The organism is Okeania sp. SIO2C9, assembly GCF_010672455.1.
GTDB lineage: Bacteria > Cyanobacteriota > Cyanobacteriia > Cyanobacteriales > Microcoleaceae > Okeania.
The window spans coordinates 1-22,102 of the sequence record NZ_JAAHGO010000073.1 but is presented as its reverse complement, the minus strand read 5'-3'; the positions used below and the strand labels follow the sequence as shown (position 1 = coordinate 22,102).

14 protein-coding genes are annotated in these 22,102 nt (G+C 35.7%); 6 read left to right on the top strand and 8 right to left on the bottom strand.

The genetic code is table 11. The annotated features are described in order from the left end of the window. Positions 1 to 893: 893 nt before the first annotated feature. Positions 894 to 1,211, bottom strand: a complete 318-nt coding sequence (locus F6K23_RS32565) for a DUF2499 domain-containing protein (RefSeq protein ID WP_293163936.1) — start codon at positions 1,209 to 1,211, stop codon at positions 894 to 896. Positions 1,212 to 1,289: 78 nt separating this feature from the next. Between F6K23_RS32565 and csaB the strand changes: the two genes are divergently transcribed. Further along, positions 1,290 to 2,327, top strand: a complete 1,038-nt coding sequence (gene csaB / locus F6K23_RS32560; protein WP_293163933.1) for a polysaccharide pyruvyl transferase CsaB — start codon at positions 1,290 to 1,292, stop codon at positions 2,325 to 2,327. A 981-nt stretch (positions 2,328 to 3,308) separates the two neighbouring features. Here the strand turns inward: csaB and F6K23_RS32555 are convergent. The 3 genes from F6K23_RS32555 to F6K23_RS32545 all read right to left on the bottom strand — a co-directional run bounded on the left by F6K23_RS32555 (position 3,309) and on the right by F6K23_RS32545 (position 4,830). Beyond that, positions 3,309 to 3,518 carry an FkbM family methyltransferase gene (locus F6K23_RS32555; RefSeq protein WP_293163983.1) on the bottom strand — a complete coding sequence of 70 codons (210 nt, stop codon included), beginning with the start codon at positions 3,516 to 3,518 and terminating at the stop codon, positions 3,309 to 3,311. A 223-nt stretch (positions 3,519 to 3,741) separates the two neighbouring features. After that, positions 3,742 to 4,095, bottom strand: coding sequence for an FkbM family methyltransferase (locus tag F6K23_RS32550; RefSeq protein WP_293163931.1), 354 nt, complete (start codon positions 4,093 to 4,095; stop codon positions 3,742 to 3,744). Positions 4,096 to 4,191: 96 nt separating this feature from the next. Next, positions 4,192 to 4,830, bottom strand: a complete 639-nt coding sequence (locus F6K23_RS32545) for a bifunctional 2-polyprenyl-6-hydroxyphenol methylase/3-demethylubiquinol 3-O-methyltransferase UbiG (protein WP_293163928.1) — start codon at positions 4,828 to 4,830, stop codon at positions 4,192 to 4,194. A 1,085-nt stretch (positions 4,831 to 5,915) separates the two neighbouring features. Here F6K23_RS32545 and trmB point away from each other — a divergent pair. Further along, complete coding sequence (gene trmB / locus F6K23_RS32540; RefSeq protein ID WP_293163925.1) at positions 5,916 to 6,563, top strand: tRNA (guanosine(46)-N7)-methyltransferase TrmB; 648 nt, start codon at positions 5,916 to 5,918, stop codon at positions 6,561 to 6,563. A 1,330-nt stretch (positions 6,564 to 7,893) separates the two neighbouring features. On the opposite strand, the gene F6K23_RS32535 is transcribed toward trmB, so the two are convergent. Next, positions 7,894 to 9,375 (bottom strand): dolichyl-phosphate-mannose--protein mannosyltransferase, encoded by a 1,482-nt coding sequence (locus F6K23_RS32535; RefSeq protein WP_293163923.1) that lies wholly within the window; start codon positions 9,373 to 9,375, stop codon positions 7,894 to 7,896. Between the two features lie 891 nt (positions 9,376 to 10,266). Here F6K23_RS32535 and F6K23_RS32530 point away from each other — a divergent pair. Further along, positions 10,267 to 14,799 carry a S8 family serine peptidase gene (locus tag F6K23_RS32530; protein WP_293163920.1) on the top strand — a complete coding sequence of 1,511 codons (4,533 nt, stop codon included), beginning with the start codon at positions 10,267 to 10,269 and terminating at the stop codon, positions 14,797 to 14,799. A 185-nt stretch (positions 14,800 to 14,984) separates the two neighbouring features. Here F6K23_RS32530 and F6K23_RS32525 read toward each other — a convergent pair whose 3' ends face one another. From F6K23_RS32525 to glmS, 3 genes are all read right to left on the bottom strand, one after another. Continuing rightward, the gene (locus tag F6K23_RS32525; RefSeq protein ID WP_293163917.1) at positions 14,985 to 15,155 is read right to left on the bottom strand and encodes an Imm30 family immunity protein; all 171 of its coding nucleotides are present in this window, start codon (positions 15,153 to 15,155) and stop codon (positions 14,985 to 14,987) included. 213 nt (positions 15,156 to 15,368) lie between these two features. Further along, positions 15,369 to 15,623: a DUF433 domain-containing protein gene (locus tag F6K23_RS32520; protein ID WP_293163914.1), complete on the bottom strand. Its 255-nt coding sequence runs from the start codon at positions 15,621 to 15,623 to the stop codon at positions 15,369 to 15,371. Positions 15,624 to 16,952: 1,329 nt separating this feature from the next. Then, a complete protein-coding gene (gene glmS, locus F6K23_RS32515) occupies positions 16,953 to 18,836 on the bottom strand; it encodes a glutamine--fructose-6-phosphate transaminase (isomerizing) (RefSeq protein ID WP_293163911.1) in 1,884 nt (627 codons plus the stop codon). A 435-nt stretch (positions 18,837 to 19,271) separates the two neighbouring features. Between glmS and F6K23_RS32510 the strand changes: the two genes are divergently transcribed. From F6K23_RS32510 to F6K23_RS32500, 3 genes are all read left to right on the top strand, one after another. Continuing rightward, positions 19,272 to 19,514: a hypothetical protein gene (locus F6K23_RS32510; RefSeq protein ID WP_293163908.1), complete on the top strand. Its 243-nt coding sequence runs from the start codon at positions 19,272 to 19,274 to the stop codon at positions 19,512 to 19,514. 843 nt (positions 19,515 to 20,357) lie between these two features. Beyond that, complete coding sequence (locus F6K23_RS32505; RefSeq protein WP_293163905.1) at positions 20,358 to 21,035, top strand: 2OG-Fe(II) oxygenase; 678 nt, start codon at positions 20,358 to 20,360, stop codon at positions 21,033 to 21,035. A 267-nt stretch (positions 21,036 to 21,302) separates the two neighbouring features. Then, the gene (locus F6K23_RS32500) at positions 21,303 to 22,040 is read left to right on the top strand and encodes a 2OG-Fe(II) oxygenase (protein ID WP_293163902.1); all 738 of its coding nucleotides are present in this window, start codon (positions 21,303 to 21,305) and stop codon (positions 22,038 to 22,040) included. Positions 22,041 to 22,102 lie beyond the last annotated feature (62 nt).

Genomic DNA, 22,102 nt, shown 5'->3' with positions numbered 1-22,102 from the left:
AGATATATAAGTCTGGAGCGGGGAAAAATCACTCACTTGTGAATATATGTAATTTGTCAAAAAATTATAGTCTCTAGTCTAGATTCAGTTCTCAGTATTCTAAATACTCTCTCAAAACTATAACGTTACAGATATATAGTCTGAAGCTCTGAAAAATCACTCACTTGTGAATCTGTGTAATTTGTCAAAAAATCATAGTCTCTAGTCTAGAGTCAGGGTTGAGTATTTCAAATACTCTGAATATATATTTTCAAAACTATAACGTTACAGATATATAGTCTGGGGCGCTGAAAAATCACTCACTTGTGAATATATGTAATTTGTCAAAAAATTATAGTCTCTAGTCTAGATTCAGTTCTCAGTATTCTAAAGACTCTCTCAAAACTATAACGTTATAGATATATAAGTCTGGAGCGCTGAAAAATCACTCACTTGTGAATCTGTGTAATTTGTCAAAAAATTATAGTCTCTAGTCTAGATTCAGTTCTCAGTATTCTAAAGACTCTCTCAAAACTATAACGTTACAGATATACAGATATATAGTCTGAAGCTCTGAAAAATCACTCACTTCTGAATATATGTAATTTGTCAAAAAATTATAGTCTCTAGTCTAGATTCAGTCCTCAGTATTCTAAATACTCTCTCAAAACTATAACGTTACAGATAAGTAGGTAGGCGCAAATAAACTCTACTATGTAACGAAATGTTAATGTAATTGAAACCCTTGAGATTGCTTCCTTCCACTCCGTTCCAGTCGCAATGACATAGTTGTAAATTTTCCCACTTACCTACTTATATAAATCTGGAGCGCTGAAAAATAGCTCACTTGTGAATCTGTGTAATTTGTCAAAAAATCATAGTCTCTAGTCTAGAGTAAGTGTCGTACCGAAAAATTAACTCTCGCTACTTTCTTCCTGCTTTTTACTGTTAGAAAATATCCACCAAGCAGCAGCTAATAGAGTAAAATTTCCCAACAAAGTCATTGAAGCTTGAAGAGTAACCAACCATTCTAAATTTGGGTCATTATCAAAATAATGCCAAGTACAGGCACACATCGCACTGACCAATGCAGGTAACATGGCAAAAGACAAACCATACCAGGCACGGTTATTAGTGACATTGCCATAGAGAGAAATAAACCAAATGGCAGCTATCCATTCAATAACGCTAGAAATATGAATAATCCAAGTAGGAATTGATAAAGCGTGCATATCCAAAAAATCTGAAAATTTAAGTATCAACTTTGGTGTTATATAAGGTTATATCAAAAGAATAAACTACTCAGGCAAATGCGAGCAATTTTGTGTGGTTACTACGGAAAAGGTAATAGTGGAGATGAGGCATTATTAGCATCCTTGTTGCAGATGTTGCCCGATAATATTCAACCTTATGTTTTGTCTGGCAACCCCATCGCAACTCAAAAACAATACCAGGTCGAAGCAGGCGATCGCCTCAATACTTTTACTATTCTCCAGGCCATGAAACGTTCGGATGTATTTATCTGGGGGGGTGGAAGTCTGATTCAAGATGCTACAAGTATTGCCAGTCCTTTTTATTATGCCGGACTAATGGGAATTGCTCAAAAAATGGGCTTAAAAACAATTGCCTGGGCACAGGGTATTGGGCCTTTACATCATCAAACTACCCAATTTTTGGCAAAGCAATGTTTTAAGGGTTGTACTGCGGTTAGTGTCAGGGATGCCAATTCGGCAAAAATAGTTGCCAAGTGGGAGATTCCTTTTACTTTAGCTCCTGACCCAGTTTGGGCTTTGGAAAGTTCTTCTGTCCCTGGTCTTTGGGATTTACCTGCGCCGAGAGTAGCGGTTTGTTTGAGACCTCACCCACAACTTACTCCGGCACGTTTAGCAATTTTAACTCAGGCTTTGGTTTCTTTTCAAAAGGCAACTAAAGCGTTTATTTTATTGTTGCCTTTTCAACCGATAAAGGATTTAAAAATTGCTGAATCTATTCATAAAAAATTGCCTAATCATAGCAAGATTTTAAGTATAAAAGACCCTAGAGTTTTGAAGGGAGTTTTTCGGGGTGTGGAAATGGTAATAGGTATGCGTTTCCACAGTTTAATTATGGGTTCTGCGGAGGAATGTCGTTGTTTTGCTATTAGTTACGATCCGAAAGTTAGTCAGTTAATGACTGAGTTGGAAATACCTGGATGGGAGTTAACTGAATTGCCAGAAGATGCAAATTTAATTAGTAAGATGTGGATTGAAAATTATGCCAATGGGGATGCTTTGTTTCCAGAAAGGATAGATTTTTTGAGAGAGCGATCGCTAATTCATCAAGAGGTATTATCTTCAATTAATAATTAACAATTAATAATTAATAATTATTGCTCTGCCGATTAAATATCAAAGCATTGACAGATAAAGGTTTTAGTCTTTTTGTTGCAAAAAAAGTGTCAGCTTTTAGCTCCGAATTGCCCAAAATACTCACATTTTGAGCAGACAAGGGCAGAAAAATTGAGCGACAATTCTTTCGACTGCTTTCCCTATAATTCCCATTCATTCTGACTCCTGACTCCTGACTCCTACCCTCCACAAAAAGATTTTTTCAGCAAACACTAATTACCTCTTTTTATAAAGAAGAGAGAATAGGATTGACTAAAAGAATTTTTTTTCTTTTTTCTCCATGAATGGAGATACTTTATACCAATTTGATAAATGTTTGCTACAAATAGTTAGGCTATTTCTTAGGAGTCAACCCACCCGCAGGGAAGTCAGGAGTCAGCAGTCGTATGGGAATTGCTTCAATACCAGTTTTTAGGTCGTAAATTCTCTTTTTCGTCAAAGGGGCATTTCCTGCAAAATCTTTTTATCGCACTTATTATTCGTAACATTCTTTTTTCAAATTTGTACTATACCTTAATTTTTTGGTAAAAGGAGTAGGTCATTTCAGTTATCAGTTATCAGTTATCAGTACCTCTGCAATAAGGAGGCTTGAAATACGGAATTATCTTCTCTTGGTCGATTAGATATGGCGAGGAGACCTCGCCATCTCTCGACCGCTTTTTTTATCCCCTTAAAAGGGGAGGCTTTAGAGCAGGATTTTTCGGTAATACAATTACGGTTGCAGGACTGCAAAAATCTGGGAAAACTTCCAAAATAAGTAGATAGAAGTCGTGCATTTTCAAGTCTGAATTATGATTCTTGATTTATGATTTTATTTTGTTTAGTAAATAGAACGTTAAATACATGGGATATTTGATAATACTTACCTATAGGTAACTTAACTAGCTGATTAATTTCGTCTGAGGTAATTAAATAAGTTTCATATTTTAAATAATCCATAAATTATCTCAATTCTGTTTCATTAGTTCCCATTTGTTGTAATCCAAATCTATTAATTTCACAAATAATATAGGGAACATCATATTGACAAAGTGTATTTATTGCTCCTTTAATTACATCAATCTCCGCTCCTTCAGTTTCAATTTTAATCATTTTTATCTGACCAATATCTTTTTGCTGATTTAAAATATCATCAAGTGTAGATTGTTGAATATTTTACATTATTTGATCATCCATTGATTATCCAAACTTTTTTGATTGAATGGATGTTTACCGAATAATTAAGATTTAAAGCCTCTCTTTTAAAGGAGAAAAAAACGGTCGAGGGGTGGGGAAGTCTCCTCGCCATATCCAATCGACCAAGAGAAGAAAAAATTTTCACGCTCCGCGTCAATCCTCTCCTTGAAAAGAAGAGGTAATTGTTAATAATTAATAATTAATTATTAATTATTAATTGTTGAACGACATCCCACAAAGCATGACATCCATCGTTATCTTGATTAAAAAATAGTTGTGTTTGTTTCGTTTCTGAGCCAACAGCAAGATTAAATAAGCTAATATTATTTAGACTGTTGAGACTAATATTCTCTAAGATTTTTTGATAATTTGATGATTCTGACTCAAAAGCAAAAATTTTACCTTCAATACCTACTATTTTTGCAGCTAAAACAGAATAATATCCAATATGAGCGCCAATATTAATAAAAGAGTCACAATTTTGTAGAAATTTCCGAATTAATTGGAAAATTTCAGATTCATAAGCTCGCCCTTTTTGCAAAGAGTCAAGCATCAATTTTTGAGTAAATTTATGAGAATCTAGGGAGAGCTTTATTTCTTGTTGTTCGGAATTAGATTGCCATTGGATATTGATAATTTTGGTAGAATTTTATGAAGTTATAGTCGAACTATTTTTCCTCTGAATCATTGCCCAATAGATATCTGGACCTATAGGCACATTAAATTGAATATCTAACACTTTTACAATTTCAAATCCTGTTCTTTTAATTAAATCTAACCACATAGTTTTTCCCAATACACTGTAGTGATTTTTATTAGTTTGATGTTGGCAACTTGTATCAGGAGCAGGTACTTCTAAATATAGATAACCTTCGGGTTTAATAACTCTATAAATTTCCTGCAAAGTAAAATATGGAAAAATACTATGTTCTAAACAATGTCTGCACCAAACAAAGTCAAAATAGTTATCTTCAAATTCTAAAAAAGATTGATCCATTTCATAAACTTGATAACCTTTTTGTTGGCAAATAGCCACATCTTGACTATTTAGAGTAATTCCAGTTGGTGAAAAACCATGTTTTTTAAATATCTCTAAAGCGACACCTTGACCACAACCAATATCTAATATTTTTGCTGCTGATGGTAAAAATATTTGTTTTAGACATACATCAAACATTTGTTCAGTTATTTGATTATGAAGTTTGGTTGAAGGTTCGGGATAGGTATCATTTTTAATTTTTTCTAGAAAGTTCTCAATTTTTTTTATTTGTGATGAATTTAGTTTCATAATATATAGATATTCAACAATGATATTCAACAATTAATAATTACCGAAAAATTAAGGTATAAAGCCTCTCCATTCATGGATAAAAAAGCAATTTTATCAAAGCTTTAGAGTACGAATATCTGCTTAAAAATGTAGTATAAATTAAATGAATGCTTGCTTTATTCATTATATAATTTTGAAAAAATAATGTTACGAATAATAAGCGTGATTAAAAGATTTTAAAGGAGATGTCTCTTTGACATAAAAGAGAATTTCCTAGCTCAAAACTGGTATTGAAGTAATTCATTCTGACTCCTGACTCCTGACTCCTAAGAAATATCCTAACTATTTGTAGCAAAAATTTATCAATTTGGCATTAGACATCTCCAATAATAAAAAATCAAATCAATTATCGCACAGCAATTATCAATTCTTTCACCCTACCCCTACTCCCTCTTTTCTGGATATGTCTATTAAAAAGCTGTTTGCGCAGCATTCCGTAGGAATAACTGACCGCTAATAGCTGTTTGCGCAGCATTCCGCAGGAAATGCTTACATAGTATCAGCAAGGAATATAACATTTCTCAAGTTACTGAGGTACAGTTGTTTTTATTCTTTTTTTATCAAAATAATATGGGTCTAAAACCCCGCCTTTTAAGGCGAAATATTTTTGGAGAGTTCCTCACCCATCCCCGTTACAAAAATAACTTCTGACTTCCCCTCCTGGGAGGGGTGAGAGGTGGGTTGACTTCTGACTTCTGACTTCGTGAATCCCTACTCCCTACTCCCTATCTGAATTAGTGGTAAAAACTTACAGAATTATCGTATAATTAGGGCTTGTTGATTAAATATAAAAGCATTGATATATAAAGACAAGTGCCTTTTTGGGGTCGAATTGCAGTGCGCCTGTTTCAGTCATTAACGCTCAAAAAGTTAGTATTTTAGGCTCATAGTTGGGCAGAGCAATCTTGGGACAAATATACCCGACTACCTCCTCGCTCATTCCCATTTTTCCTGTCTCCTGTCTCCTGTCTCCTGTCTCCTACCCCGGCAAAAAGACTTTTTCAGCAAACCCTAATTATAACGTAAAAATAGAGGTATAAATTTTGGCAAGAGTCAGAGTAAGACAACACGTTAATCCTTTCTCTAGTAAATATCAAGAGTCGGTAACTCTACCAAATTTTAGTAATATTTATTCTGATATAAATAAACCATTACATTTAGATATTGGTTGTGGTCGGGGTAAATTTTTATGGCAGATGGCACAGACAGAAACTGAGTGGAATTTTCTCGGTTTAGAAATTCGGGAACCATTAGTTATAGAAGCTAATAATTTGCTAAATGAACAGGGTTTTAATAATTTGCACTATTTATTTTGTAATGCCAATATTTCTCTGGAAAAAATATTACATTCTTTGCCAGAGGGAATATTACAAAGAGTCTCAATTTTATTTCCCGATCCTTGGTTTAAGAGACGTCATCAAATACGCAGAGTTGTACAACCAAAATTAGTCGAAGATTTAGCCAATCATTTAACAGTGGAAGGAAAAGTTTTTCTCCATTCTGATGTAGAAAAAGTGGCAAAAGAAATGTGTAAACGCTTCTCTGCTCATAGTTCATTTTCTCGAAGTTCTGATGATTGGTTAAGTAAAAATATTTTGCCAGTATTATCAGAAAGAGAAATTGTTACTTTAGCTAAAGATCAACCTGTGTATAGAGCTTTATTTAAGAAGGTAGTAGATAGTAGGTCGTAGGTGGTAGGTCGTAGGTGTTAGATTTAACCTTTAATTGATGGGAAGATAATATAACACTCCTAGATGATTCCTGGAAACTTTCCTCTTCTATCGAGACTTTAGAAAAAAATAGATTAAAAATAATCTCAAAACCTTATACAACAATTTTTTTACCTTTAATTAAAAGATTTTCTGATATATTTAGGTTTTCCTAGTCATGTTACGCAAACAGCTATTTTTAGCTTTTTAAAGTATTTTTTGTACTACTACTAGGTTGGAAAGAATTTTTGGTTAAAAATATCAAAGTACCACTATTTTGGCGTTGGTAATTGGTAAGATTATTTTCTACTAGGGGTGATGCCCATCACTTACTTTAATAAAATATTTAGAGCTATTAGAAACAGATTACTCTTAAAGTTTCATCTCTTGATTTACCGAAAAATTGTGGTTTAAAGCCTCCCCTTTTAAGGGGATAATAAAAAAAAATTTTCATCTCTTTGTCAATCCTCTTCTTTTCAAGGAGAGGTAATTATTCATTATTAATTATTCATTATTCATTGTTGAACAACGCCACTATTTTCCCTTGATTGATAACTTATTTTATAGTATTTTTATCTGGGATGTGAAGGCAAAGTGCGATGAAAAAGGTATGGAGGGAATATTCAACAATTAATAATTAACAATTAATAATTAATAATTATCTATTATGTAATAGAAGGATTGGCTAAAAGGATTTTTTTTCTTCTCTTGGTCGATTGGATATGGTGAGGAGACCCGCTCTTGACAGAGCCGCTCCGAATTGCGCCATCCCATCCTACGGGAAGATCCGAAGAGAGAACTCCGTTCCGCTGTCGCGTTTCGCGTCAGCGTTGCGTTACGCCAGTTTTGCGAAGCAAAAGCAAACGACCGCTTTTTTATCCATGAATGGAGAGGCTTTATACCTTAATTTTTCGGTAAAGGAGGGAAAGCAAAATTAAATAGTAACAAACACCAGGATATACAGGATACAAGGGACTCAAAACAGCGCTTTTTTTCTTAGAAAAAACCTCAATCTATATTTATATCTCAAATAAAAACACTATATAAGTCTTGAAAATAACTTGATATTAATATTAGTCATTTATTTGGCAGTTTATATCAAGCAAGCTCTAATAATATCAACAATAACTAATAAAATTTGGGAAACTAATTTCCTGATATTCACAACCTAAAACCTAATATAGCAATCCGCTCATTGGTTATGAAAATTTTGATAATAGTTAATTTGAACTGAAAATCTTTAAAATTATGACTCCTGACTCCTGACTCCTAACTGCTACCAAAATATTACAACTTAAATAGGATTGCTATATTATATCCAAGAATGAAACCACATCCTCATCTGCCAATTTTGTGGAGATATAGGTAATCCCAAATAAACAGGCATCCAAAAAACAAAAGCAAATAAAATGATAAAAATAACTGTAACTCCTATTGCTCTAAGATGAACTTGTCTATTATTTAACCACTTATCAAGCCACCAAGCAAGTGCCAAAATAGCAAACACAGCAGCACCCATATAATGATAGATAAAAGTACAACGAGTCACTTTTGACCAAGGTAAAAAATTGGCGAACCAATTTAATAATAAATATAGTAAAAACCACATTTCTGAGGCAGGAATAAATTTCACTTTTGCCTTGGTGACAATTTTATTACGTCTAGCTTTTCGTTTTTTTTCCCAATCCCAGATGCGGTTAATTAATATTAACACTAAAGATAAAATTGCTACTGCTGATAACCACCAAAGAGCGGGATTTCCCATAGCATGAACATCATAAATTAGCGGATTAACTTTTGGATTTCCAATATCTGAAGGTAATGGTGGTAAAGAAGGTTCAGGTTTATCTAATAACCCTGTATTTTTATAGAAATAAACCACAGGTCTAATCATCAATGGCCAAGTAAACCATTGAGCACAATAAGGATGAGTATCGGGTCCACTACCAATTCTTTGATGATAGCTGAAAATTTGTTTTTGCATTTCCCAAAATCCATATTTCGGATTGAGAATAATGTGAGGAATCCAGAGTAAACTGTAGGTTATGATGGGAATAAAAAATAAGTTGAAAGTAAATTTAAGCAGATTTATTCGAGCTAAATTTCGCAAAGGAGATATAAAATTAGACTTTTTTGGGGGAGCTAAAAATTCAATTACCCAGGCAAATATCCAGAGTAAATAAATACTGAGTAAAAATCCTAAACCATTCCATTTTATCGCCGCACTTGCACCAAAATTTATTCCGGCTAAAGCCAACCAAATGTTTTGTTTCAATTGCCAATCTTGCAAAGCAATAATTAAACATAACTGACCTAATAATCCAAAAATTACTAGATAAATATTATTTAAAGCGTAGCGAGATTCAACTAAAAATAATCCATCCAAAGCAATGAGTAAAGCTGCAATAAAACCATAGCTTTGACGCCGAGTTAATTGATAAGCGATCGCTCCCACTACTACTGGAATAAATGAACCAGTTAAAGCATTTACCCATCGATAAGTCCAAGGAGCTAAAGTAGAACCTGTTTCATTATTAACTATTTCTTGTCCGAACGGCAGATGAGAACCTACCCAAATACTAATAGCAATAATATATTGACTGAGTGGGGGGTGGGCATTAAAAAAATCAGTTTTAGTTAGGTAGTTGTTGGCAAATTTAGCATAATAAACCTCGTCAAAAACGAGAGTATTAAAACGACCTAGTTGCCAGAATCTGAGCATGATTGAAAATATAAATATGCTCGCTATGCCAACAATAAACCATCTAGGTGATTTACGAGATATTAGTTGCATAAATAGAATAAGTTTTAGAGTTTTAGTATAAAGACATAAAAAACAGCCCTAAAGTGCGAACAAATAGGGCTGTTGTTGTGGAGATTAATAGTACAATACATTCTTTTACTCAAAATGTCAAGTATTTGTCAGTTAGCTAACCCTAAAATAATTTTATTGATTCAGATATTAACAACTTTTATACCTGCTCAACTGAAAAAAATTAAGTAATCATAAAAATCACATTAAAGAAGGAAGAAGGAAAAAGGAAAAAGTGAATGGGGACTCAAACCCCAACCAATTGTAAACACTGTGTAGACGGTGAGGCATTAAACCCAAAAGAAAAAGATAAATAACAGTATTTTAGATATCTACCCTCATTCTAAAAATAAGTAAAACAATTGAAATCTCAGGGTATTTAGAATTCAAAAATTATGATTTTCCGTAATCAGAGATAATTTGCTTGGAGATAAAAAGTAAATTTATATAGCGCTACGCATTAAGAGACTTTTTGTAAAGTTTTGTAATGTACAATGATTGAGCTTTAAACTGTAACAACTTGGTTATTTATCCCAGACTTTATAGGCTGAAATACCCAATTTTTGAGGGGTAAAAACACTTCATAATTCTTGACAAACAACCTCTAAGGCGTTTGATATTCCTCTGTTGCCTATTGCCATAAGAAAGCTGTTGCCTTTTCCTACCAGAATGCTGTGCAAACAACCCAGATTTATTGTCAAATGCCAAAGAAGGTAGTGCTATATTAGGAGTTAATTTCATCGTAAGTTTGACGGTTTAAACTGATATATTGACCTTCATTCTAGCTATTTAACCCATACTATGGCATTGCATAAGCTAGAAGTAACTAGAAATAAAAGTAAAAGTATTAGCAATTAGTAAATTTTTAGGAAAATGGCAGAAACAACAGAACTATATGGCCCTTTAAATGAACCAGAATCTCCTCTCAACTATAATTTTGTTGTAGGAGAACAACCTAATATTCCCTTAGATAAATTTTCAGCTTCTGATGGGGATACCAATTTACCTCCTGTGTTAAATGTTGAAGAGGATGATGATATTCTACTAAAAAGTAATATCAATTTTGAAAATTCATTTAGTGACCGAGGAAATGCAACTGACCAAAGCTCTACAGATGAGAAAGCAGTAATTGTAGGTAGGTTTGAACAGGAGGATTTAAAAAAAGACCTTGGAACAGAAAACGCCGATTTGTTAACAGGTTTACCCACAGAAGAATCTTCAGAGAATTCACCAGAAAAACCCACTGATGTTACTTTACCCAAAGAAGAGAAAATAGTAGATGCTGATGATGGAGAAAAATCTCAAACAGATGTCGTAAATATTCCACCAGAAGGAAAATTCATAGATACACCAAGTAGTATTGCTTCATTAGAACCAGAAGAGAAAGTATCGCCAGAGGTTTTAGAAGCGATCGCCGATGGTGAGGCCCAAGAACTTTTAGTCTCATTAGACACCAGTGAAGTTGATGCACTGGTAGAAGCTCGAATGGTCCAGGAAGGTTTAGAGGCAGGTAGCGACGAAATTTTGGCATACAAAGCAGAATTGCTGGCAGAACTTAAAGAAGAAGTATTCTCTGATTTACCAGGAGGATTTGGAATCATAAAAGAGTATGCAAACTTGGGAATTTCTTTCGTTCGGTTTGAGTCAGAAGCAGCTTTGCAGGAACTACTAGAAAATCCTGATGTTTTACAAGCTACAATTCCCGAAACCCTGGAAAAATCCCTAGTAGAAAGTCTACCCATAATCGATCAACCAGAAGCAGAAGCAGGAGGATATACTGGAGAAGGTACAACTGTTGCCGTTCTGGATACAGGTGCCGATCCAAATGCTCCAGGACTTCAGGGTCGAGTAGTAGTAGCTCAAGACTTTGCCCCTAATGATGGTGTTAGTGATGATGATGGTCATGGAACTAATGTGAGTGCCATTGTTGCGGGAGTTGCACCCGATACGGATATTGCTGCGCTAGATGTTTTTGGATCTAATGGCCTAGCTTCTGAACAAGATATTGTAGAAGCAGTTGACTGGGCGATAGCAAACAAAAATACCTACAATATTGAAGCCATCAATATGAGTCTTGGTGGTAGCCAAAAAAATACAGATCCACTCTCAGATAATAGCTCTTCTCTAGGTCAAGCCATTGCCCAGGCAAAATCAGCAGGCATTCTCAGTCTTGTTGCTTCGGGGAATAATGGATATACCGATGGGATTTCATGGCCTGCGGCTGTTGAAAGTGCGGTATCTGTTGGCGCGACCTATGACTACACAGGCACTTATGGAAACGATAACGCTGAACCAGATCGAGTAGCAATTTTCTCCAACAGTGCCCAATTTCTAGACATACTCGCACCTGGGTCTAGAATTACTGCTGGGGGGTTAGCTAATTATTCTGGGACTTCCATGGCAGCACCCCACGTTGCTGGAGCAGTTGCGGTCTTATCTGCAGCCTTCCCCGATGAAAGTCCAGACCAAATTCTGCAACGGATGCTCAATTCTGGCGACCCAATTACAGACCACCGCAACGGAATTACTAAACCCAGACTTAATCTAGGTGCTGCATTAGAGGTAGAAACTACTCGACCTGACAACGATAATTTCCTAGATAGCGAAATCTTGTTTGGTACATCAGATAGCGACTTTGGTTCAAATGTTGATGCTACCGAACAGTCTGGGGAACCAAATCACGTTACTTCTGTTGGAGAAAATAATTCTGTTTGGTGGAGTTGGACAGCTCCTACTTCTGGGGAAGTGACAGTCAATACTTTCGGCAGTGACTTTGATACTGTATTAGCTGCCTATACAGGTTTTTCTGTATCTAATCTAACTGAAATTACTGGTAACGACGACACTTTTGATGAAGATAGTAATTCTGGTCTCCAAAGTCAAATAGTCTTTGATGTGACGGAAGGAACTACATATCATTTTGCCGTAGATGGATATTCCAATAGCACAGGCAATATTGATCTCGACCTTTCACTGGAAACAATAGTGCCCGAAAACGATAACTTATCTAACAGTATTTCTCTAAGTGGTTCATTTGCTAGCACTACTGGCACTAATATTGATGCTACCAGAGAATCAGGAGAACCTTTTCATGCTGGAAATGATGGTGGTAGTTCTGTTTGGTGGGATTGGACTGCACCCAGTTCTGGTTCAGTAACTATAGGGACTGATGGCAGTGATTTTGATACGATATTAGGGATTTATACAGGTTCTTCTGTGTCAGACCTAACTGAAGTTGCCAGTGACGATGATGGCGGTGATGGATTACAAAGTCAGGTAACTTTTGAAGTTGTTGGGGGGACAAATTATAAAATTGCAGTGGATGGATTTTCTGGTGATCAGGGTAATATTGTTTTAGATTTAGACCTAGCAACATCAGAGATATCTAACGATGATTTTGCTAACAGTGCTACCCTCAATGGTACTTCTGACAATGCAACTGCCAGTACCATCAACGCTTCCATAGAATTCGGAGAACCTTTTCATGCTGGAAATGATGGCGGTCATTCCCTATGGTGGAATTGGACAGCTCCTAGTTCAGGATTAGTAACTATTGATACCTTTGGTAGCGATTTTGACACCATTTTGGCAGCCTACACAGGTTCCTCAGTCTCGAGCTTAACTGAAATTGCTAGCAATGACGATAGTAGTAGTCTTCAAAGCCAAATTGCTTTCCAAGCAGTAGCGGGAACTAACTATCAAATTGCAGTGGATGGATTTGATGGAGCAGCAGGTAATGTTGAGTTAGCTTTGTTCTTAGAGACGAATACCCTAGCCAATGATGACTTTGCTGACAGGATTTCTTTAAGCGGTTCAGAGGTTAATGAAACAGCTACGAATGAGAATGCAACTGTAGAGTCAGCAGAACCTCTTCATGCTGGAAATGATGGCGGTGCTTCTCTGTGGTGGAGTTGGACTGCTCCTAGTGATGGTACTTTAACTGTCAATACTGGCGGTAGCGATTTTGATACAATACTTGCAGCTTATACTGGTTCATCCCTCTTTAACTTAACTGAGGTAGATAGCAATGATGATAGTGTAAACCACGGTCTCCAGAGTGAGATTATCTTTGATGTAGTTGGAGGTGAAACCTACAACATTGCAGTGGATGGATTCGATGGTGACATTGGTAATATTAATCTCGAACTGATTCTCTCTACCTTTGAAGACCAAATAGATCTATCTAGTGATGTCTTTGCAATAACTTCACAAGAAGTTGGTCCTGGTGATTCTATTGATATTGACTTCTCCGTAGAAAATACTGGTAGCGATGATGCTACTGGTTTCTGGGTAGACTTCTTCTTATCCGAGGATGGTGATATCGATCCACAGGAAGACTATCTGCTTGGTTTTACCTGGATAGAAGGTTTGCCAGGAAACAGTAATACTGGAGTACTAAGTGAAAGTTTTTTCCTACCTACTATAAATGAGTTCTCTTGGGATGAGAATGCAGATTATCAGATCGGTATGCTCGTTGACAGTTTTGATTTTGTTGCTGAGACTGACGAATTAAATAATACGATCACTGAAACGATTTCAATATCTACTACAACGTCATCAGAACCATCCTACATAAGCACCCCAGTCACAATTAATGGGGAATATGAACCCATCCCTGGTGATTTTAATGGGGACAACAATACAGATGTTCTCTGGTATCGACCAGGGTCAGGTCAGGATTTCATTTGGTTCTTCAACTCTGACAATACTTACGAGAGTAGTCCTTTCACCGTCAATGGTACTTACACGCCGATAGTAGGAGATTTTAACGGTGATAGCACCTCAGATATTCTGTGGTATCGACCAGGGTCAGGCCAGGATTTCATCTGGTTCTTTGATAAGGATGGAAATCGTACCAGCAGTCCTTTCACCGTTAACGGTGTTTACACCCCAGTAGCTGGAGACTTTGATGCTAGTGGTACTACAGATATTCTCTGGTATCAACCAGGTACAGCTCAAGACTTTTTATGGTCTTTCAATTCCGACGGTACTTTTGAGAGCAGTCCTTTCACCGTTAACGGTGTTTACACCCCAGTAGCTGGAGACTTTGATGCTAGTGGTACCACAGATATTCTCTGGTATCGACCAGGTACAGGTCAAGATTTTGTCTGGTCTTTCAATTCCGACGGTACTTTTGAGAGCAGTCCTTTTACAGTAAATGGTACTTACACCCCAGTAGCTGGAGACTTTGATGCTAGTGGTACTACAGATATTCTCTGGTATCGACCAGGTACAGGTCAAGATTTTGTCTGGTCTTTCAATTCCGACGGTACTTTTGAGAGCAGTCCTTTCACAGTTAACGGAACTTATACCCCAATAACTGGAGACTTTAACGGCAATGTCTTCTCTGATATTCTCTGGTATCGACCAGGTACAGGTCAAGACTTTTTATGGTCTTTTCAATAGATCTGAATTTAACTGATATCATGTCCGGTTGAGTAATTAGATTTTGGTAGAAGGAAGGCAGAAGACAGAAAGGAAAGAAAGGTTCAAAGGAATAATATTTTTGTTCTCACTGATTATCCGGACATGCTAGAATATAATTTCTACCGTCTGTAGGGGTAAACGGCTGTTTACCCCTACAATTTTAGTTAGTAGTACATTGTAACGGTATAGCCAGTGGGAGCATCTTGCTCCCGTTCTAATATTAAATTTTCATCATTAGGATGTTTAGCGATTTTTTCTAAAGTTTCCTCAAATATATTGATTTCTTGAGGTGTTTTCATTAAACGATTTTCTTGTAAGATTTTTATTAAATTCATAAGCTGATAACTCCTTTATCAAAAAAGGTTAACCAAGTTGTTTTATTAAGTTTAATTAGTTCTTGTAGATGCTTTCTAATATCTGTATTATATAATCCTTGAAAAAGATAAATAGAGCGAATATCCCAAACTTCTTGCGCTAAGGTTTGTCGAGGCGAAAGAGTTAAGTCTGGACTACAGTTCTTTGAGAAATACTCATATCTGCTATAAACTTCATTTTACCGATTCTAACTCCTGCTTTTTTTCAATAGAAATAACTCTTTCTTCAGCTAACAAAACAGCATAAAACAAACATTGTTTAATATCCTCTAATTCTAAATCGGGATATTCTTCTAAAATTTCCTGATTAGGTTTCCCATTAGCAACTAAATTAAGAATTAAAGAAATAGGTATTCTCATTCCTCGAATACAAGCTTTTCCTGTCATTATTTTAGGATAAAAAGTGATTTTATCTAAGTGTTTTAACATGACTAAATTTTCCTTTTTTGACAAAAAAAATCAGTTTTTTTCCACTCATAACTCTGTAATATCAAGATATTCAGCACTTTTATAAAAATATTTTCCAGGTAGTATTGTTATCATCAATTTAAAGTTAGGAGGCAAAAAAATATCCAGTCAAAGGAAATATAAACCCCCAGTTAGAATACACATACTTTCGTATTATTTACTGTCTCAATAACCTTAACTATATATGGAGTAATTAAAAATTAGTATTCTCTCTGAACTTAAAAGTAGGAAACTTGGATTAATAGAATTAATCTCTATGGGGTTTGATGTTTATCTGAAAAACTTGAAACCTATCCTACTGCTTTTTTGTACAATAAGTTTGCCTTTCTCGATAATTATGTCAGCTTTGACAACTGAGCTTCAAAATAGTCCTTCGGGATTATTTTTAGCATTTTATTATGTTTTTTTGATTTTTTTCATTCTTGTAAGTTATATCTATTACACAGCCGTATCAGTTATTACAGATAATTATGTTCACGAAAGAAATACCAATTATAAAAGTGTTGTAAAAAAAATATTTGCGAGCTTAGTTCCTCTATTTTTATTAAGTTTTAGGTTTTGGATTAATTATTTTCTCCGATGTCTACTACTTTTAATACCAGGAATAATTTATCTCATCAATAATGGATATTATGGGCTTGCTTTTATTCTCCGAGACCAAAAGGGGGAAGCCTCTTTCCTTTATAGTCGCTCTATAGTTGAAGGTAATTGGTGGAGAGTCTTCTTCTTCAGTTTTTTAGTGGGTTTAATATCTATTGGATTACAAACAGTCTTTAGTCAATTCTTGGATACCATTCCTTTTATGAACGCTTTTTGGGTGTCCGTACTTTCAGAAACCTTACCCGCATTTATCACAATTGGAATTAACCTTGGTGATATACTTCTATTTCTTAACTTAGAGTTCCAAAAAAATTTGGAGAGCTGATTAAATCCTAATCATTATAGAACCCATTTCCTATCTATAAATAGGACTTACGGAGAAACCGGGTTTATTTGCGGAAATTTCGTGGTTTTAACAAAAAAATAGCGACAATAAACCGGGTTTATTGAATACTTTGTGTAAGTCCTAATTATATCCAACCTCCCTACTTTGTGGTCTACTCATACCATTTGAATTTTAATAAATTTACCCTGTAAATATAAATTATTAAGCCCCCCTTTGAAAGGGGGTTTGGGGGGATTAAAAATCAAGTATTTCCACAAAAGATACTGATAACTGAGAAGGGGAGTTTGGTGAGATTAAAAATCAAGTATTTCCACAGAAAATACTGATAACTGTTCACTGAAACGTTACTCTACAGTCACCGACTTCGCCAAATTCCGTGGCTGATCCACATCCAAACCACGATGAGCAGCAATATGATACGCTAACAACTGCAAAGGAATAACTGTCAACATCGGCGACAATAACTCATCCACAGCAGGCACCGCCAACACATTATCAAACACATCCGCCTCCGTACTTTCAGGAGTCACCCCAATTAACTGTGCATCCCTCGCTTTAGCTTCCTGAGCATTAGAAAGCACCTTTTCATATACTAAACCAGGCATAGCGATCGCAACTACAGGCACTTTATCATCCAACAAAGCGATCGGACCATGTTTCATCTCACCTGCTGGATATCCCTCGGCATGAATATAACTAATTTCTTTCAGTTTTAGAGCGCCTTCTAAAGCAATTGGATAATTAATTCCTCGACCCACAAAGATAAAATCTTGAGTATCATTAAACTGGTGAGCAAAATCTTCTATTTGGCTATCTTGAGTTTCTAATATCTGTTCCATTTGTGCAGGTATCTGTCGCAAACCATTAACAATTTCTGCGATTTTTTCACCAGATAAATATTTTTTTCGCCAACCTAATTCTATAGCAAATAAATAAAATGCCATTACCTGTGCCACAAATGTTTTAGTTGCAGCTACACCAATTTCAATACCTGCTCGAATATCAATAATTTGATTTACTACACTAGCAATAGAACTTTCACTTTGATTAGTAATTCCTAGCAACCTTGATGAAAATTCGGCTGGTTTATCTAAACGCCGTTGTTTTTCCATTGCCAAAGCTGCCAAAGTATCTGCTGTTTCTCCAGATTGAGTAACACCAATTATCAGAGTATTTTTTCTCAGAGGAGAAGGTGCATAACGAGCTTCTGAAGCATAATTAACTGTAGTTGAAATTCCTGCTAATTGTTCTAATAAATATTTCCCAATTAAACTAGTGTGCCAACTCGTACCACAGGCAAATATTTCAACTTGTTCTAAATCTTGATATAGAGCAGGGGATAATTCTAAATTAGTCGGAGAAATACGATCGTTATTAATATCCCAATCACTATTAATATAAGTTTCTAAACAACCCCGGATAACATTTGGTTGCTCGTGAATTTCCTTGAGCATAAAATGTTTAAAAATATTTTTCTCAACTAAAGTCGGACTCCAGTTAAGAATACGGGGTATTTTATTCAAGCGATCGCCTGCAAAGTTATAAATTTCCACCCCCAGAGGTGTTAAACGAGCTATTTCACCATTTTCTAAAGTGACAACAACTTGAGTATGGGATACAAGAGCAGGAGTATCAGAAGCACAGAAAAATTCTCCTTGTCCTAAACCAATAGATATAGGTGCTTGCTGTCTAGCAACAATAAGTTCATTGGGATAGTCTGCACAAATAACAGCGATCGCAAATGCTCCATCCAGTTTATTCACAGTCTGACGTACAGCTTCTAAAAATGCTTCCCTGTTGCCTTCAGTAAAATTAGATAAAAATTCCGCGATCAAGTGGGGGATAACTTCCGTATCAGTATCAGAAATAAATTTATGTCCCCGCTCTTCTAATTCTTTGCGTAACTCCCGGTAATTTTCAATAATCCCATTTTGAACTACTGCCACTCGTCCAGTATCGTCAGTATGAGGATGAGCATTATATTCTTCCGGTTTACCATGAGTCGCCCAACGAGTATGACCAATACCAATATTAGCTGGCATTTCCACTTCTGCCAATTTTTCTCGTAGGTTGTGTAGTTTACCCTTAGACCGAATAGATTTAATTTGCCCCTCCCAAACAGTGGCCAATCCGGCAGAATCATAGCCTCGATATTCTAGTTTTTCCAGTCCTGATAGTAAAATTTCTGTTGCTGACTGGGTGCCAATATAACCAACAATTCCACACATTTTATTTTTTATTCTGACTAACTTTGACTATATATAATACTTACTCAAAGTTAGTTATCCCGTAGGAGAATCAGGTTTTTCTTTGCCATAGCAATTGCAGGTTTTGTTAGGACAATTATCAAGTTCTATAAAAGTTCTATAATCTGAGTAAAGCTGAGGACTATATCATGTCCGCTTGAATACTTAATTATTCTTAACTCCTCTAACTGACTCCTTAATATTTTTATATTGAAATTGAAATATTATCTTGACAAAAAAACAAAATAGAGTAAAATCATCACACAAATGCTCTTTCTGAAATTCAGATGGATGAGTAATAGCCGACGATTTTAGTAGAAGCAGCAAGTGAAGATCAATTTGTCACTTTATGACCTATTGTGTCGGTATTTCTCAACTCATAATCTCAAGCTCGAATATTCTAAACGGAGTTAAAAAATGGTCCACCTAACAGTTTTGGATAAGCTCACCCCATTTATAGAGGATGATTCGCAAATTCCCGCTCCCCCAGGCATTTCTGCACCAGTAGAGGGTGAATTGAGAATTCCTGGTCCTCCAGGACCCCCTGCTCCAGTAGAAGGTGAATTGAGAATTCCCGGTCCTCCAGGACCTCCTGCTCCAGTAGAAGGTGAATTGAGAATCCCCGGTCCTCCAGGACCTCCTGCACCAGTAGGAAATTAGCGAAAAATTAGGCAAATTTTTACGATAACAGGACTTACGCAAAGGCAGTACATATAGTAGATAAAAACTATAGTACTATGGTATATATGGTGTTTTTGTCGGAAAAATGCGTAAGTCCTGGATAAGTAAAATTAATAATTTTCGGTTCTTGATTGAGGTGTTGCTGATTTGAGAAACATAAAAAATGGCGGGAGGAAAGTTCCCGGAAGATTTATCCCCTGGTTGAATAACGACGCGCGGGTAATAAAGCGGCGTAAAAGTCTGGTATACTAGCGGAATAAGGAACAAGGTTTGTCGCCATGACAAGATCGCGCTTTGCGGTGAAATTCCGGCGGACAGGAGACGGGGAATTAATTTCTTACGACGGCTGTTTGCGTAGCATTCCGCAGGAAAAGCAAGCAGGCAGCTAGAGCAGCGAGAAGATTGCTCCAACATATTGAGTAAAACCACTCGTGAAAGCTAAAAAAAAGTAGACTCACAGCTAGATTTCGGTCTATGTCGAGGAGTTTAGAAGTCTGTTGACAGGCTTTAAGCAAATGTGGATTCATCCCATTTGCGGTGGATTAACCACGGAATCCAGGGTGTTTCAACCCCTGGAGATGTCAATAAGTTCCTATATATAATCTCCTTATTCAGTAACACCGGATTTTTTGAGTTGAAAACACTATATATCGGAGTGTCTTTGCGTAAGACCAAGCTGATTAATTTTACAATTAAGTAAAAAGTGGCTAACATCAATAGACATCTCCAATAATCAAAAATAAAATCAATTCTTATCGATAAATTATCAATTACTATCCTCTCCATACTTGTTCCCTGTTCCCTATTCACTCTTTTCTGGAGATGTCTAATATACAAAAGACTCAATTGAATATCAAAACTAACCCTACACCAACTCCTCAAACAGAAATTTTAGAATCTCACTATTTACTTAAAAAAAATTTCCTCAGCCATTCAGAAAATCAGCAATTACTGAATTATGCGTTGCAAAAAAAATCAGATTTTATCCCTACTGTAGTATCAAATTATTCAACCACAAATAGGTCAAATATTGATGAAAATCAACATTGTCCTTTACTCTTACAATTTTTCCCTCAATTCGAGGAATTAATAGTTCAAAAAATTCAAGAAATTTTGCCAGATGTATTCGCCAAATTAAATATTCCCGAATTTCCAATTGGTAAATTTGAAAATAGGTTAACTGCTTATAACGATCGGAACTTTTATGGGGTTCATATTGATAATAAACATCCTGGAATTGATACGAGAACAGTCACTTATGTTTATTATTGTTATCAAGAACCTAAAGCATTTACAGGTGGTAACTTAATAATTTACGATAGTAAAATTCAGGGAAAATATTATTCAACAGCTGATACATTTAAAACCATAGAACCAGAAAACAATAGTATTGTATTTTTTCTCAGTAGTTATCTACACGAAGTTTTGCCAATAAGTTGTCCGTCTCAAGCTTTTGCAGATAGTCGCTTTACTGTTAATGGTTGGATACATTGTAAATAAGCATTTCCTACCGAATGCTGCGCAAACAGCCGTCAGCTATCAGCCATCAGCTATAAATAAAATTTAAGGACTCCGGGTACCGACAGTACCAAAGAAATACTGAAATTATCAATACTATTCTCCAATATTTCCTCTTTTCCTCCTTTCTTCCCTCCTTCCCTCCTGTACGGGCGAATGGCCATTCGCCCCTACTTCCTGACTCCTCACAACAGTTATTTATAAGGATTCAACCAAACATGATATTACTAATTTCACATGAGTTACAAAATGGCTAACATTGAAATACAACAAACTCAACCAAATATCAAAACTGACCCAGACCCAACTCCTCAAATAGAAATTTTAGAATCTCATTATTTTCTTAAAGAGAATTTCCTCAGTCATTCAGAAAATCAACAATTATTGAATTATGTGTTGCCAAAAGAATCAGATTTTGTCCCGGCAGTAGTATCGAATGAGTCAGCCACAAATAGGTTGAAAAATCAGGAAAATCGACGTGCTTTAGTATTGCAATCTTTTGCTAAATTCGAGGAATTAATTGTTAAAAAAATTCAAGAAATTTTGCCAGATGTATTCACCAAATTAAATGTACCGGAATTTTCAATTAGTAAATTTGAAACTCAGTTAACAGCTCATAACGACCGGAACTTCTATAAAACTCATGTTGATAATCAATATCCTGTTGATACGAGAGTTATTACTTATGTTTACTATTTTTATCAACAACCCAAAGCATTTACAGGTGGAAATTTAAGAATTTACGACAGTAAAATTCAGGGAAAATATTATTCAACAGCTGATACATTTAAAACCATAGAGCCAAAAAACAATAGTATTGTCTTTTTCTTCAGTAGTTATCTACACGAAGTTTTGCCAGTAAGTTGTCCATCTAAAACTTTTGCAGACAGTCGCTTTACTATTAATGGTTGGATACATCGCATTGACATCCTCCCCGGCCTAAAGGCACGGGGATTCCTACCGAGCCGTAGCCCCTCGGCGGGTTGACGTCTCATCGGCTGCTGCTGCCTTGACGGTAGTCTTACGCTTGCCTCCACGTCCGTTTTTTG

Coding starts and splice junctions, on each gene's coding strand:
- F6K23_RS32550 (WP_293163931.1), bottom strand. CDS start 4,095: ATGCTTGACTCTTTGCAAAAAGGGCGAGCTTATGAATCTGAAATTTTC.
- F6K23_RS32565 (WP_293163936.1), bottom strand. CDS start 1,211: ATGCACGCTTTATCAATTCCTACTTGGATTATTCATATTTCTAGCGTT.
- F6K23_RS32505 (WP_293163905.1), top strand. CDS start 20,358: ATGTCTAATATACAAAAGACTCAATTGAATATCAAAACTAACCCTACA.
- F6K23_RS32535 (WP_293163923.1), bottom strand. CDS start 9,375: ATGCAACTAATATCTCGTAAATCACCTAGATGGTTTATTGTTGGCATA.
- F6K23_RS32520 (WP_293163914.1), bottom strand. CDS start 15,623: ATGTTAAAACACTTAGATAAAATCACTTTTTATCCTAAAATAATGACA.
- F6K23_RS32545 (WP_293163928.1), bottom strand. CDS start 4,830: ATGAAACTAAATTCATCACAAATAAAAAAAATTGAGAACTTTCTAGAA.
- glmS (WP_293163911.1), bottom strand. CDS start 18,836: ATGTGTGGAATTGTTGGTTATATTGGCACCCAGTCAGCAACAGAAATT.
- csaB (WP_293163933.1), top strand. CDS start 1,290: ATGCGAGCAATTTTGTGTGGTTACTACGGAAAAGGTAATAGTGGAGAT.
- F6K23_RS32525 (WP_293163917.1), bottom strand. CDS start 15,155: ATGAATTTAATAAAAATCTTACAAGAAAATCGTTTAATGAAAACACCT.
- F6K23_RS32530 (WP_293163920.1), top strand. CDS start 10,267: ATGGCAGAAACAACAGAACTATATGGCCCTTTAAATGAACCAGAATCT.
- F6K23_RS32510 (WP_293163908.1), top strand. CDS start 19,272: ATGGTCCACCTAACAGTTTTGGATAAGCTCACCCCATTTATAGAGGAT.
- F6K23_RS32500 (WP_293163902.1), top strand. CDS start 21,303: ATGGCTAACATTGAAATACAACAAACTCAACCAAATATCAAAACTGAC.